The 12,521-nt window shown below is 70.1% G+C and carries 8 protein-coding genes and 1 pseudogene; all 9 read right to left on the minus strand.

Going from position 1 to position 12,521, the window contains the following annotated elements; translation table 11 throughout:
* Positions 1-902 (minus strand): annotated as a pseudogene (locus BFF76_RS02135) (hypothetical protein); the annotation flags it as partial.
* 61 nt (positions 903-963) lie between these two features.
* Complete coding sequence (locus BFF76_RS02140) at positions 964-4,050, minus strand: glycoside hydrolase family 3 N-terminal domain-containing protein (protein ID WP_053929760.1); 3,087 nt, start codon at positions 4,048-4,050, stop codon at positions 964-966.
* Positions 4,051-4,074: 24 nt separating this feature from the next.
* A complete protein-coding gene (locus BFF76_RS02145; RefSeq protein WP_031091650.1) occupies positions 4,075-5,487 on the minus strand; it encodes a GH1 family beta-glucosidase in 1,413 nt (470 codons plus the stop codon).
* A 51-nt stretch (positions 5,488-5,538) separates the two neighbouring features.
* The gene (locus BFF76_RS02150) at positions 5,539-6,525 is read right to left on the minus strand and encodes an ABC transporter ATP-binding protein (protein WP_031091649.1); all 987 of its coding nucleotides are present in this window, start codon (positions 6,523-6,525) and stop codon (positions 5,539-5,541) included.
* Positions 6,522-7,604 (minus strand): ABC transporter permease, encoded by a 1,083-nt coding sequence (locus BFF76_RS02155; protein ID WP_234351836.1) that lies wholly within the window; start codon positions 7,602-7,604, stop codon positions 6,522-6,524. Before BFF76_RS02155 ends, BFF76_RS02150 begins: the two co-directional genes overlap by 4 nt.
* 5 nt (positions 7,605-7,609) lie before the next feature.
* Positions 7,610-8,590, minus strand: a complete 981-nt coding sequence (locus BFF76_RS02160; protein WP_031091647.1) for an ABC transporter permease — start codon at positions 8,588-8,590, stop codon at positions 7,610-7,612.
* Positions 8,587-9,642: an ABC transporter ATP-binding protein gene (locus tag BFF76_RS02165; protein WP_031091646.1), complete on the minus strand. Its 1,056-nt coding sequence runs from the start codon at positions 9,640-9,642 to the stop codon at positions 8,587-8,589. Before BFF76_RS02165 ends, BFF76_RS02160 begins: the two co-directional genes overlap by 4 nt.
* Positions 9,643-9,661: 19 nt before the next feature.
* Positions 9,662-11,341: an ABC transporter substrate-binding protein gene (locus tag BFF76_RS02170; protein ID WP_053929761.1), complete on the minus strand. Its 1,680-nt coding sequence runs from the start codon at positions 11,339-11,341 to the stop codon at positions 9,662-9,664.
* Positions 11,342-11,480: 139 nt separating this feature from the next.
* Positions 11,481-12,455, minus strand: coding sequence for a LacI family DNA-binding transcriptional regulator (locus BFF76_RS02175; RefSeq protein WP_031091644.1), 975 nt, complete (start codon positions 12,453-12,455; stop codon positions 11,481-11,483).
* Positions 12,456-12,521 lie beyond the last annotated feature (66 nt).

Consider the following 12,521-nt stretch of genomic DNA (forward strand, 5'->3'; position numbering starts at 1 on the left):
CCAAGGCCCTGGAGGACGGCCAGGGAGAAGCGGCCGTCCTCCAGGGCCTTGGTGACCCCGCGTACGTCGGAGGGGTGCTGGGCGTTGCCCATCCGGGACTTTGCGTCCTCGTAGGAGTCGAGCGCGCGCTCGTAGTCGATGCGCATCGCGTCGTTCGCGCCCTTCTCGGCGGGATGGAAGTCCAGCCGGTCCAGGGTCTCGCCGTACGCCGTGATGTCCTCGTCGACGACGACCCGCAGCTTCTCCAGGGCGGCCCGCTCCTCCTCCTCCTTGCGCTTCCGGTTGCGGCGGGCGACCGCGAACGCGGTGCCGCCACCCGCGAGCACCAGGCCTCCGAGGACGACCAGACCGGCCACCGGGGCGCCGTTCACGGCACCGTCGTCGGCACCGCCGCCGCCGGACCAGGAGGCCGGGGCGCTTCCCCTGGCCTCGTCGACGGCCCGGTCGACGAACGCGTTGAGCTGCGCCGCGGCGTCCGTGTCGGTGCCGGGTGCCTTCACGGCGGTGGTGAGGTTGTCGACCGCCCGGGTCGGCATCACCTGCGGGTCGGCGCCCGCGTCGAAGCCGTCACCGAGACGGACCGCGTAGACGCCGGTGACCCCGGTGTCGGTCCGCAGGTTCTGCAGCAGGTTCTCGGGCGGGTACTCGGACGTCGCGGGCAGCACGGCCACGAAGACCGGCTTGTCGGCGTCCTTGATCTTCTTCTCCAGGGCGGCCTCCTGGGGCGCCGGGAGCTGCCCGGCCGCCGCCGGATCGACGTACACCGGGCCCTGGCGCAGGGCGCTCGCCGCGTCGCCGATGGTGGAGGGGGCGGCCTGGGCAGCGGGGGTCATCGCCAGCACAGCCGCCGAGAGGATCAGCAGCAGGCAGGCCCACAAGGGAGCGAACAGCCTCTTCCGCATACTCCGAAAGTAACCCGAACGGGCGACAAATGCGTCGCCCGCCCGGGTTCCGTTTCTGTTTTTACGCGGCGCGGTACGCCGTGCGCAGCTTCGCCACCGCACCGGTCAGATCACCGGTGAGCAGCAGATGGTCGGCCTCGGCGAACGGCTTGGACACCGCCGCGGTCAGCTTTCCACCGGTCCTCTGCTGGACCAGGAGCCTCGCCCGGTCCACGATCTCCTTGCCCGCCGCGGTCTTCCCGAGGCCCGCCCGCTCGGCGAGCTGCGCGGCGACGGCGAGACCGGCGAGAGCGGCTTCGCCGCCCGACGGGGCCTTCCTCAGGGTGGTCAGTCCCCAGCCGTAGGGGAACTGCGGGTCGTACGTCGCGTCGCCGACGTTGACCGGCAGCTGCGACTCCGACTTCGGCCAGGTCACCGGGAGCTGCCCGGTGAAGGCCCGCTTGCCGTAGAGGACGTCGGCGACGCCGTCGCCCTCGGTGCCCGGGAGCCAGGAGGCGACCAGGGCGTCGATGTCGCCGAGCCGGTCCCCGATGAGCTGGGGGCGGCCGGAGACGATGAGGACGGCGCACTTCATGGCGGCGCAGACCGTGTCGACGGCCGCCTTGTCCGCGTCGGTGAGCTCGAGGTCGTGGCCGTTGCCGACGTCACCGATGCCCTCGGCGTACGGCTTCTCGCCGACGACCACGACTCCGGCGTCGTATCCCTCGGTCGGGGCGGAGGCGTCCTTGGAGAAGGTGGCCGACGAGGTGTTCTTCTCGATGCCCTTCAGGATCGTCGTGCCCGTCGTGGTGGCACCGGAGGCGCCCTGCCAGCTGACGGTCCAGCCACCGGCCTGGTTGCCGAGGTCGTCCGCGTTGGAGCCGGCGACGTAGACCTTCTGCGACGCCTTGAGCGGGAGTACCGCGCCGTCGTTCTTCAGCAGGACCTGGGACTTGGCGGCTGCCTCGCGGGCGACCGCACGGTGTTCCGCCGATCCGACCTGGTCCAGGTTCGACGTGTCCGCGTACGGCTTCTCGAAGAGGCCGAGGCGGAACTTCTGGGTCAGGATGCGTGCGACGGCGTCGTCGATCCGGGCCTCGCTGATCCGGCCCGCGGTGACCTCCTCCTGGAGCGTCTTCGTGAAGTCCTGGTACGCGGTCGGGACCATGATCATGTCGAGCCCGGCGTTGACCGAGGTGCGGACGTCGCTCGCGTAGTCACCGGGGATCTGGTCGATGGCCTGCCAGTCGCTGATGACGAAGCCCTCGAAGCCCATCCGGTCCTTGAGCACGCCGTTGATCATCTCGGCGTGGGCGTGCATCTTCACCGGGCCGGCGTCGTCGCCGAGGACGTCCAGCGAGGAGTACGACGGCATGACCGTGCCGACGCCCCGCTTCACGGACTCGGCGAACGGCGAGAGGTGCACCGCTTCGAGCTCCTCGCGGGTGACCTTCGTGACGCCCTGGTCGATGGTGTACGAGCCCGTGGTGGACGAGCCGAACTCCGTGCCGCCGTCGCCGACGAAGTGCTTGGCACTGGCCAGCACCTTGTCGTTGCGGTCGAGGTCCTTGCCCGAGGGGCTGCCCTGCATGCCGGTGATGACCGTCTCCATGGCCTCGACCAGCGCCGGGTCCTCTCCGTACGCCTCGTAGGAACGGCCCCAGCGCTCGTCACGGGTGACGCACACACAGGGGGCGAAGTCCCACGGGATGCCGGTGGCGCGGACCTCGCTCGCGGTGACGGCGCCCGTCTTCCCGGCGAGCTTCGGGTCGCGGCCCGCACCGATGCCGATGTTGTGCGGCATGATCGTCGAGCCGATCACGTTGTTGTGGCCGTGCACCGCGTCCACGCCGTAGATCAGCGGGATCTGGAAGCGCGTCGCCTGCGCCCGCAGCTGGTAGGCGTCGGTCATCTTCGCCCAGGCCTCGGGCGTGTTCGGGGTGGGTACGGAACCGCCGCCGGAGAGCAGCGAGCCGAGGTCGTACGTCGCGATGTCGCCCTGCGACTTCAGCGCGTTGCGCTCCGCCTGGGTCATCTGGCCGGCCTTCTCGGCCGGGGACATCCGCGACAGCAGGTCGGCCACGCGCTTCTTCACCGGGAGCTTCGCGTTCTGGTACGGCAGCCCGTGGGCGTCGATGACGACCTGGGGGTTCTCCTTGGGCGCCTTGGCCCCGGTGACGGTGAGTTCCAGCGGGATCGTCTCCGCCGACTCGGCCCCCCTGTCCTTCGCCGTGGCCACGGAGACGGTGTGCGTGGTGCCGGAAGCGGTACCCGCGGGGAAGGTGTGGGTGCCGGTGACCGCCGTGTAGTCCTTGCCGGACTCGGCGCTGCCGCCCTTGGTGGTGTACGCGACGGTGACGGGCTCCTCGATGGGGAGGGAGCCGGTGGTGGCGACGGAGATCCTGATGTCCGCCGTGCCGCCCTCCTCGACGGGGTGCACGGCGGAGTCGACGACGACGCTCGACTTCAGGGCCGGGTCGGCCTTGCCGTACAGCTCGACGGCGTCCATGGCGAAGGAGCCGGGGGCGCCGGTCGGGAGGGTGAGGGCGTAGCCCCACATCTCGTTCAGGCCGAGGACCTGGTCGATGCCGCCGACGGGCTGGTAGTCGGCCCGGTAGACGAAGTCCGCGAAGGGGATCTCGACCTGGTGCCAGCCTTCCCAGTCGTCGGTGAAGGAGGTGGTCCACAGCTCGGAGGCGCCGCCGTTGGCTCCGCCGTCCTTGATCTCGAAGTTGATCCGCTTGCCCGAACCGGGCGGCAGCGGCGCGGTGTTCTGGCCGTACCACCAGAAGCGGACTCCCTTGTGGGCCGTCCAGTCCTTCGGAGGCTGGTCGACGGCGAACTCATGGCTGAGTCCGCCCCAGGCGCTGATGTCGTAGGTCCCCGAGAGCACCTTGGCGCCTTCGGGGGCGTCGGCGCGCTCCTCGAACTTCAGGGCGGGGTGGTCGTCGGCGTCGCCGCCCCAGGTGAACAGGGAGTCGGCGGGCGGGTTGCCGAAGGGCACCTCGCCCTCGAAGCGGTCGACCAGGACCGGTGCGGGGTCCTCGGCGCCGGCAGCCGCGCTGGGGACGGCCCCGGCGAGCAGTGAGGCGAGGACGGTCGCGGCGGCGAGTGCGGCGGTCGCCGGTCTCGCCCGGTGGCGTGCGCGGATGTGCGGTGTACGGGGCATGTGCGGCTCTTCTCTCTTGCGGAGTCAGTCGGTTCGGGCGTTCCGGGTGAGCCGGATCGTGTCGCGGTACCACTTGGCGCTGTCCTTGAGCGTCCGCGCTTGCGTGTCGTAGTCGACGCGGACGATGCCGAACCTCTTGTCGTAGCCGTAGGCCCACTCGAAGTTGTCCATCAGCGACCAGGCGAAGTAGCCCCGGACGTCGGCGCCCTGCCGGCGGGCCTCGGACACGGCGGCGATGTGGTCGGCGAGATAGGCGGTGCGGTCGGCGTCGGGCACGGAGCCGTCGGCGGCGACGGTGTCGTCGAAGGCTGCCCCGTTCTCGGTGATCACGGTCGGCAGCGCGTAGTCGCGCTGGAGCCGCAGCAGCAGGGAGGTGAGCTCCTCCGGGGTGATCTCCCAGTCCATGGCGGTGCGGGGCAGGTCGCGCTCGATCCCCCGGACGACGGGGAGGCCGTCGGCGTCGGTGGGCGAGCCTTCCTCGGTGACCCCGGAGAACAGGGCGCCGCGGTAGAAGTTGACGCCGAGGACGTCGAGGGGGGTGGCGATCGCGGCCAGGTCGCCGTCCTGGACGGGCAGTTCGATGCCCTGGGCGGCGAGGTCGTCGACGACGTCCTCGGGGTAGCGGCCGTGGACGATCGGGTCGAGGTAGAGGCGGGTGCCCATGCCGTCGGCCCGGCGGCACGCCTCCCGGTCGGCCTCGCTGCCGGTCTCCGGGGTGGCGGTGCCGAGGTTGAGGGTGATGCCGAGCTCCAGCGGACTGCTCCCCGCCGCCTCGCGCATCTGCCGGGCTGCGAGGCCGTGGCCCAGGAGCAGGTGGTGGACGGCGCCGAGGGCGTCGGCCATGTCGGTCCGGCCGGGGGCGTGCGCCCCGTAGGCGTAGCCGAGCATCGCCGAGCACCACGGCTCGTTGAGGGTGGTCCAGTGCTCGACCCGGTCACCGAGCGCCTCGTACGCGAGCATGGCGTACTCCGCGAACCGCAGGGCGGTGTCGCGGGCCGGCCAGCCGCCGGCGTCCTCCAACTCCTGCGGCAGGTCCCAGTGGTAGAGGGTGATCCAGGGGGTGATGTCCCGGCCCTGGAGTTCGTCGACCAGCCGCTTGTAGAAGTCGAGACCCTTGGCGTTGGCGGGGCCCCGGCCGCCCGGCTGGATACGCGGCCAGGCCAGCGAGAAGCGGTAGGTGTCGACGCCGAGGCCCGCGATCAGCTCCACGTCCTCGGGCATCCGGTGGTAGTGGTCGCAGGCCACGTCTCCGTGCTCCGCGTTGTGCACGGCGCCGGGCACACGGCAGAAGGTGTCCCAGATGGACGGGGTGCGGCCGTCCTCGGACGCGGCGCCCTCGATCTGGTACGAGGAGGTGGCGACGCCCCAGCGGAAGTCGGCAGGCAGTCCCTGGACGGCGGCGGGCTGCAGGCCCCTGCGGGGCGTGACGAGGTCCATGGTTCTCCGTAACTCCGTTGCGGTGAGGGGTGATGGGCGACGATCGGTCGGTCAGTGGTGCAGCCAGCAGGCGACCTCTCGGTCCTGGCCGGTGTCCGGTGCGGCAAGCACCGGGACCCGCTCGGAGCACGGCTCGAAGGCCTTGCCGCAGCGGGGGTGGAAGGCGCATCCGGCGGGCATCGCGGACAGGTGCGGGGGCGATCCGGGGATGCCGGTGAGCTCGCGCCGGGGACCGTGCAGTGCGGGGAAGGAGTGCAGCAGGCCGTCGCTGTAGGGGTGGCGCGGGTCGCGGTAGATCTCCGCCGCGCCCGCCTGCTCCACGATCCGGCCGCCGTACATGATGGCGATGCGGTCGGAGAACTCGATGAGCAGGGAGATGTCGTGAGTGATGAACACGACGGAGAAGGAGAGCTGCTCCCTGAGCTGCACGAGCTTGCGCAGAATCTGACGCTGCATCACCACATCGAGGGCTGTGGTGGGTTCGTCCATGATGACGATCTCGGGCTCCAGCGCGAGCGCCATCGCGATCATCACCCGCTGGCGCATCCCGCCGGAGAGCTGGTGCGGATAGGCGGCGAGCCGGTCGGCGGAGATGCCGACGAGGGTGAGCAGCTCCCCGGCACGGGACGTCCGGTCGGCCTGGCGCATGTCGGGGCGGTGCGCCTTGAGTACGTCGGTGAGCTGGCTGTGGACCGTGTGCACCGGGTTGAGGGAGTTCATCGCCCCCTGGAACACGATGGACAGCTCCTGCCAGCGGAAGGCGCGCAGCTCGTCCGGGGTGAGGGCGAGGATGTCGACGGGTTCGGCGCCCGGCCGGTGGTAATGGACGTCGCCGCCGGTGATGACCCCTGGCGGGGAGAGCAGCCGGGTGACGGCGTACGCCAGTGTGGACTTGCCCGATCCCGACTCGCCCGCCAGGCCCAGGACCTCACCGCGGTGCAGGGTGAGGTCGATGTCCCGCAGCGCGTGCACGCCGCTCGTACCGGTGCCGTAGTCGACGTTCAGGCCGCTGATGGTGAGGATCGGCTCGGCGGTCATGCGCTGTGCTCCTTGCTGGGCTTGCCGGGTGCCTCGGGCGCACCGGGCGTCTCGGTTCCGGCGGGCGGCTCCGGCGTGGCGGCGCGGGCCACGGGGGTGAAACCGGACGCGGGCTTCTCGGAGGCGGCGGCGCGGGCCACGGGGGTGAAACCGACCCGCATCCGGACCTTCCGGGAGGCGCCCGCCGAGGTGCGCAGACGGGGGTTGACGAACTCGTCGATGCCGAAGTTGATCAGCGAGAGTGCGGTGCCCAGCAGGGCGATGCACAGACCGGCGGGGACGAACCACCACCACGCGCCCTGTGCCAGGGCCTGGTTGGACTGGGCCCAGAAGAGCACGGTGCCCCAGTTCCAGTGGGAGATGTCGGCGACGCCGATGAAGGCGAGGGTGATCTCCGAGAGGACCGCGAAGATGACGGTGCCGACGAAGCCGGACGCGATGACGGCCGTGAGGTTCGGCATGACCTCGAACAGGATGATCCGCCAGGTGGACTCGCCCGTGGCGCGCGCGGCCTCCACGTAGTCGCGGCGCCGCAGGGACAGGGTCTGGGCGCGCAGGACGCGCGCCCCCCAGGCCCAGGAGGTGAGGGCGATGACGGCGGCGATCAGCAGGTCCCCGGTGTCCTCGACGAAGCTCGCGATGATGATGATCAGCGGCAGGCCGGGGATGACGAGGAAGACGTTGGAGAGCATCGAGAGGATCTCGTCGGCGGCCCCGCCGAGGAATCCCGCGCTGACCCCTATGAGCACGGACAGCACGGTGGCCAGGATGCCGGCGAGGAACCCGACGAGCAGCACTCCCCGGGTGCCGACCAGGATCTGGGAGAGCACGTCCTGCCCGGTCTGCGTGGTACCGAACCAGTGCTCGGCGGAGGGCGGTTGCAGCAACTGGTCGCTCATCGCGTCCGGGTCGTACGGGGCGAGCCAGGGGCCCGCCACGGCGAGGGCGACGAAGAACGCGAGGATCAGCAGACCGGTGCGGGTCTTCCCGCCGCGCAGGAAGCGGAGCCTCGCCCGGCCGGCGGCGGCGGGGGTGGGCGGATCGTCCAGTACGGCGACGTCGGTGGCGGTGACGGACACGGTCGTCATGCCTCCTTACGAGTGCGGGGGTCGAGGAGGGCGTAGGCCATGTCGGCCAGCAGGTTCGCGGCGAGCACGGAGAGCGTGATGATCAGGAAGACGCCCTGCATCAGCGGGTAGTCCTTGGCCCCGACGGCCTGGAACAGCTGGTAGCCGATGCCCGGGTAGGAGAAGACCATCTCGACCAGCAGGGTGCCGCCGACGATGAAGCCCAGCGAGAGGGCGAAACCCGAGATGTTGGGCAGGACGGCGTTGCGCGCGGCGTAGGAGAACATCACACGCCGCTCGGACAGCCCCTTGGCCTGCGCCACCATGACGTAGTCCTCGGAGGAGACCGTCACCATCATGTTGCGCATGCCGAGGATCCAGCCGGCGATGGCGCTCAGCACGATCGTCACCCCGGGGAGCACCCCGTGATAGAGCGCGCTGGAGATGAACGGCCAGTCGAACGCGGGGACCAGGGAGTTGTCGTACCCCCCGGCGGCCGGGAAGATCTGCCACTTCACCGCGAACAGCGCGATGGCGATGAGGCCGAGCCAGAAGTACGGGATGGCCGAGATGAAGGTGGTCACCGGCAGCAGCCCGTCCAGCCAGGAACCGCGCCGCCAGCCGCTGTAGACACCGATGCCGGTGCCCAGCAGGAAGCTGATGAGGGTGGTGATGCCGACCAGAGCGAGCGTCCAGGGCAGGGACTGGGAGATCACCTCGCCGACCGGGGTCGGGAAGAAGGTGAAGGACAGCCCGAGGTCACCGTCGAGCAGGTGGGACCAGTAGTCGGTGTACTGCGACCAGAGGGACTGGTTCTCGTCGAGGCCGAACAGGGCCTTCAGCGAGGCGATCGCGGTGGTGTCGAGCTGACCCTGGTACCGGCTCATCAGGGCTTCGACGGGGTCACCCGGCATCAGTCGGGGGATCAGGAAGTTGATGGTGATCGCGGCCCACGCGGTGACGGCGTAGAAGGCGACACGCTGGAGTATGTACTTCACTTCGCCGCCTCCTGCGCGCTCGTGCCGTCGTACAGCCAGCAGGCCGCCCACTGGCCGTCGGCGAGGCCGAAGCGCGGCGGGAGTTCGGTGCGGCAGCGCTCCATCGCCTTGGGGCAGCGTGGGTGGAAGCGGCACCCGGCCGGCGGGGTGATCAGGGACGGCGGCTCGCCGCTCCCGGTCTCCTCCTGGTCCGCCTCATCCGCGACCCGGTCGGGGTCGGGCGCGGAGGCGATCAGCAGCTGGGTGTAGGGGTGTGCGGGGTGCTGGGTGACCTGCTCGCTGTCGCCTCCCTCGACGAGGCGGCCCGCGTACATCACCAGGGTGGTGTCGGCGAAGTAGCGCGCGGACGCGATGTCGTGGGTGATGTAGAGGATCGCGAGGCGGAGGCGTTCCTTGAGGTCGCGCAGCAGGTTGAGGACGCCGAGCCGGATCGACACGTCGAGCATCGAGACGGGTTCGTCGGCGAGCAGGACCTGGGGGTCGGCGCCGAGCGCGCGCGCTATCGCGACGCGCTGGCGCTGGCCTCCCGACAGCTCGTGCGGGAACTTGTCCAGGAACTGATGGGGAGGGGTCAGCTGGACGCGTTCCAGCAGGGCCGCCAGATTCGTCTCCAGCTCCGCGTCCCCGCTCCCCGCCCGGCCGTGGATCTTCAGGGCGCGGGTCAGGTGGTAGCGCACGGTGTGCACCGGGTTGAGCGAGGCGAACGGGTCCTGGAAGATCAGCTGGACCTGCTTGACGTAGGTACGGAAGGACCGGCCACGTCCGGCCTTCACCGCGCTGCCGCCCAGGTGTATCTCCCCCGCGGTGAGCGGGTACAACTGGGCGAGCAGCCGTGCGACGGTGGACTTTCCGGAACCCGACTCCCCCACCAGGGCCGTGACGGTGCCGCGCCTGAGCTCCAGCGAGACGTCGTCGACGGCGTGGACGGTGCGGCGCCTGCGGGCGAGGAGGTCGCCGGCGGTGCGCCGTACGGGGAAGTGCTTGGTGACTCCGCGTGCTTCGAGCACCACGTCGGTCCCGGTGCGCACGTCTGCGGTCTGTTCGGTGGTCATGGCCGGTTCTTCCCCGTACTTACTTGGCGGGCTTGAGGTTCAGCACGACTTCCAGCGCGTCGGGCTGGGTGTGCTGGGGTGCTGCGTACGGGTCCTGCTCCGTGGGCCAGCCCACCCAGTTCTTCGTGGAGTACTCGGCGCCGATGGGGGCCGCCGCCGTCGGGATGACCGGCGCCTGCTCGACCATGATCTTCTGGAGCGTGTTCATGGCCTTGGTGCGGGTGGCGTCGTCGGTGGCGTTGGCGTACTCCTTGAGCGCGGCGGTGGCCTCGGGGCTCTTGAAGCGGCCGAAGTTGCCGAGCTGGGCGCTCTTGCCGATGGGCTGGAGGATCGCCCCGTCCATGATGTTCTGGTACATGTCGTACGGCGTGGCACCGCTGTTGGTCCAGTGCAGGGTGGCGTCGAACTTGCCGGTGGCGACGTCGGTGCCCCACGCCTCCGCGGTCTGCGTCTTGACCTTGGCCTCGATGCCGAGCTGCTTGATGTTGTCCTTGATGATGGAGAGCCCGGTGATGTAGTCGTTCCAGCCGGCCGGGTCGGTGAAGGTCAGCTCGACGGGCTTGCCGCCCGGGTCCTTGAGAACACCGCCGCTGAGCTTGAATCCGGCCTCGTCGAGGATCTTCTTGGCCCCGGCGACATCGGGCTTCGTGGTGGCATTCTTGTACTCCGGCGCGAGGAACGGCTCTCCGGCGGGCAGCGGGATGCCGGTCGGGTTGCTGATCTCCGGGTAGAGGGTCGCCTGGGCCTGCACGTGGATCGCCTTGCGGTCGATGACCATGGCCATGGCCTTGCGCAGGGCCGGGTTGTCGAACGGCTTGCGGGCGGTGTTGAACCACAGGCCGTGGATGCCGAGCCCCGAGGGGAACCACAGCTTGTGGTTCTTCGCGTCCTTGGCGATGAACAGCTGCTTGTAGTTCGGCATGAAGACGAACGACCACTCGAGCTTGCCGTTCGCCAGGGCCGTCGTCGCCGCGCTGTTGTCGTTGTAGGCGGAGTAGCGCAGCTCCTTGACCTTGGTCTCGCCCTTCCAGTAGGCGGACGCGGCGGTGAGAGTGGTGGTCTGCGGGGTGAAGGTCTTCAGCTTGTACGGGCCGGAGCCGACCGGGGTCCTGTTGGGCCAGGTCTCCGGGTTCTTCACCTTCTCCCAGATGTGCTTGGGCACGACGAACGTCGTGATGATCTTGTTCTGGTTGACGAACTGGGACTCCTTGAAGGTCAGGACGACCTTCTCGCCCTCGACGGTGATGCCGTCGTACGGGATGCCGTTCCCGTTGAGCGCCGGATGCTTCTTGAGCAGCTCGAAGGTGAACGCGACGTCGGCGGCGGTCAGCGGCTTGCCGTCGGCCCACTTCGCCCGCTTGTCGAGCGTGAAGGTGAGCTTGGTGAAGTTCGACTCCCAGTCCCACGCGGTGGCCAGCCACGGGTCCGCCTTGTCGGTGGGGCGGATCTGGTTCGTCATCGCCAGCGGTTCGTAGATCATGAAGCGGTAGCCGAGGGTGGCACTCGCCGAGGTCGCGAGGAACGGGTTGCTGTTGTTCGTCTGCGGCCCGTCCGGCTTGCCGAGGGTCAGTACGCCGGAGGCGCCGGCGCCACCCCCCTTGTTGGCGCCCGAGTTGGCTGACGAGCAGCCGGCGGCGAGCGCGACCACGGCGGTGGCGACTGAGAGCGCTCTCAGGGTGTGACGACGGCGTACGGACATGGCGACTCCAGGAGGACTGCGGGTCTGGGAGATCCGGTGGCGGGCAGCGCTCGACGCGCCGGGTGCGGGCGGTGCGGGTGGTGCGGTGCCGTGCGGCGGGTTCGGGGATGCGGACGGGTGACCGGCGGGGCCGGGTCCGTTACGGCGCCGAGCGGCGCACGACCAGTTCGGTGGGCAGCACGACCGGTTCGTCCGGTACGGCGGTGCCGCCGAGGTGGGAGAGCAGCAGACGGGCCGCGGCCTCGCCCATCTGCCGGGTGGGCTGGTGCACGGTGGTCAGCGGCGGTTCGGTGTGCTCGGCCATCGGGATGTCGTCGAAGCCGACCACCGCGATGTCGTCGGGTACGCGGCGGCCGGCGGCTCTCAGGGCGCGCAGGACCCCGGCCGCACTGATGTCGTTGTGAGCGAACACGGAGTCGAACTCCGTTCCCGTCGCCAGGAGTTCCTCCACGGTCAGACGGCCCCCGCGTTCGGTGAAGTCCCCGTCCACGACCAGCTCGGTGGGCAGGACCGAAAGGAATCCCGCGAGCCGGTCGCGTACGCAGCCGAAGTGCCTCGGCCCGGTGAGGACCAGGGGTCTGGTGCGCCCCGCGGCCCGCAGGTGGCGGGCCGCCGACGCGCCTCCCTCGTGATTGGTGGTCACGACGGAGGGGAATTCAGGGTGGTGACCCCGGTCGTCGATCAGGACGATCGGCAGTCCGGACCGGTGCAGTGCGGTGAGCTGTTCGAGCGTGTTCTCCGGTTCGACGACGACGAGCCCGTCGAAGGCGCGCGCCGACACCTGGGCGGTGAAGCGTTCGACGGACTCCGCGCCCCGGTTGCAGGTGAAGAGCAGCAGCCCGTAGTCGGCGGCCTCTACTGTGTCGACCACTCCCTGGAGCACTTCACCCATCCACGGCCAGGCCAGCGAGGGCACCAGCATGCCGACCGTGCGACTGCTGCCACGGGCCAGCCCGACGGCGCCAGAACTGGGCACGTAGCCGAGGTCTGCGATCACTTCACGAACGCGGTCGGCCGTCGAACCGTCCACTTCGCCCTTGAGGTTGATGACCCGCGAGACGGTCGTCTTGCTGACGCCGGCCTCGCGGGCGACATCGGCGATGGTGACACGCAACGGGGCCTCCGGGGACAAGGCGGGGCATGGGGTGGGTCAGGACTTCGGTACCGGTTCCGGAACCGG

It is taken from the genome of Streptomyces mutomycini, assembly GCF_001700505.1.
Taxonomy (GTDB): Bacteria; Actinomycetota; Actinomycetes; order Streptomycetales; family Streptomycetaceae; genus Streptomyces; species Streptomyces mutomycini.

What these genes read in the sequence shown, in the direction of transcription:
- BFF76_RS02165 (WP_031091646.1), bottom strand. Translation starts at nt 9,642, where the DNA reads ATGACCACCGAACAGACCGCAGACGTGCGCACCGGGACCGACGTGGTG.
- BFF76_RS02140 (WP_053929760.1), bottom strand. Translation starts at nt 4,050, where the DNA reads ATGCCCCGTACACCGCACATCCGCGCACGCCACCGGGCGAGACCGGCG.
- BFF76_RS02150 (WP_031091649.1), bottom strand. Translation starts at nt 6,525, where the DNA reads ATGACCGCCGAGCCGATCCTCACCATCAGCGGCCTGAACGTCGACTAC.
- BFF76_RS02170 (WP_053929761.1), bottom strand. Translation starts at nt 11,341, where the DNA reads ATGTCCGTACGCCGTCGTCACACCCTGAGAGCGCTCTCAGTCGCCACC.
- BFF76_RS02145 (WP_031091650.1), bottom strand. Translation starts at nt 5,487, where the DNA reads ATGGACCTCGTCACGCCCCGCAGGGGCCTGCAGCCCGCCGCCGTCCAG.